Source organism: Mycobacterium sherrisii (assembly GCF_002102355.1).
Lineage (GTDB): Bacteria > Actinomycetota > Actinomycetes > Mycobacteriales > Mycobacteriaceae > Mycobacterium > Mycobacterium sherrisii.
Genome location: NZ_LQPT01000105.1, coordinates 1 through 1,727 on the forward strand (window position 1 = coordinate 1; position 1,727 = coordinate 1,727).

Sequence of the window (1,727 nt, forward strand, 5' to 3'; positions counted from 1 at the left end):
CAACCACCGAAGAATGAACACCAAGGGGGCCAATTTTCAACCGTCGAAAAGGGGTCAATTTTCGGCCGCCGTTGACACGACGTCGCACTAGCACGTCCGGGCCCTGGGCGACACGATGCCACTGGCCACCGACGAGTGGCGGTCCAGTCGTTCGTGCAACACCCATCGACGAAAGCCCACGTGCGCGAAGCCGCCCGTTGGCGGAAATTGCAGTGGTGGCACAGAAGAATCGCAAACGCACAGCTCAGCCGCAGATAGCCGCGACGAAGAAGGGTCCGATGAGTGAGTCGCTTGAGGAGCGCCTCGCGCGTCTCGCCGACGAAGCCGAGGAGGGCGAACTGTCAGCCGACGATGCGCCGCTGCCGCCTCATGCAACGGTGACCCAACCCGGGCGCGCCCACGCCAAAGCTTCTAAGTCTTGCTCATCCCAGCGGAGTTGACTGTCCTTCACGCCATCGCCGCGCGCCGCGGACTGCCGATGAAAACAGTCGCCCGCGAACAACTCCTCCGACTTATTGCCGAAGACGCGGCGACGAACGAAGAAGCGTAGTGGGTCGTCCGGTTCCTCCGGTGGCATGCCGACGACAAGAAGCGACTGTTGTGCGAAGCCTGTCGGTGGCCTAATGCAGACTGCAAGGCATGTCGGGAATTGAACCGCCGTCGGTAGCTGCAGCGTTGGCGAGCGAGCATCCGGATGTCCGGCGGGCCGTCGAGCTGGTCGGCCAGATCCTCGTTGGGTCAGTGACCTCGTCTACCTCGTCGAGCGGGTTCTTGCAGGCCACGCTCGGCCACCCAGTATCAGAATTGGTATGTGAGTCGCGGAAGCTCTCGTCAATCGGGCACATCACGGTTGGGCTAGCGTTCGCCGCACTGATCGAACGGTTCGATCCCCAGATCGGCCCGGGCGACGACGATGATCCGCCTACTTGGGGTCACGTCAAGGTCGGCGAGCAACACCTCGCACCTCCGTCGGCGCTATCGGCCTACTTTGCATCTGGTCAGCTTGCCCCAGCCCCGTTGGTAGTGCGACTTTGCGAATCCTTCAATTACAGTGGTGCGCCACAATTGAAGGTCTACACGGCCGCTGGCGACCGATCGCACGGGGCAACAGTCATCGACGCGATCATGTCCGATGCAGACGGCGCTAAAAGCCTCTTTCGCGGGCGTGCGCTTGCGGCCAGTGAAGATAACGGGTTGGTTATGGAAGTCAGCGAGCTGCCCGCCGTCACGCGCGCTAACATTGTTATACCCGAAGCGGTTTGGTCGGAGATCGACCTGAATGTCGCCGCCGTCACCACGCGCCGAGACCTGATGACAACGTTGGGGTTAGGAGTGCGACGCGGCGTCCTGTTGGTTGGACCGCCTGGAGTGGGTAAGACCGTAATCTCTCAAGTGATCGCCAACGAATTGGTCGGCGCCTTTACGGTAATCAATGTTGACGCCCGTGCCGGGCAATCCGTCTTAGCCGGAGTTTACAAAGAGGCACGGACCCTGGGCCCTACGCTGATCGTGTTGGAAGATCTCGACTTGATAGTCGCTGACCGCCGGAATTGGAGAGACACCAACGCGTTATCGGAGTTTCTGGCCGCAATGGACGCCGATCCGTCCGCACCGATCTTGACCCTGGCATCCACCAATGACGTCAACGCCCTAGTGTTGTGAGTCGTTAATTCGCTTGCAGTAATTTGCGATGGATTCGAGGATTTGGTCGGCGGTCTTGGTCCAGA

General features: G+C 60.6%; 1 protein-coding gene. It reads left to right on the forward strand.

The annotated features are described in order from the left end of the window. Positions 1–639: 639 nt before the first annotated feature. Positions 640–1,662 (forward strand): AAA family ATPase, encoded by a 1,023-nt coding sequence (locus AWC25_RS22810; RefSeq protein ID WP_085167751.1) that lies wholly within the window; start codon positions 640–642, stop codon positions 1,660–1,662. Positions 1,663–1,727 lie beyond the last annotated feature (65 nt).

Excerpts from the sequence above, each read along its gene's own strand:
- AWC25_RS22810 (WP_085167751.1), top strand. The coding sequence starts at position 640 with ATGTCGGGAATTGAACCGCCGTCGGTAGCTGCAGCGTTGGCGAGCGAG.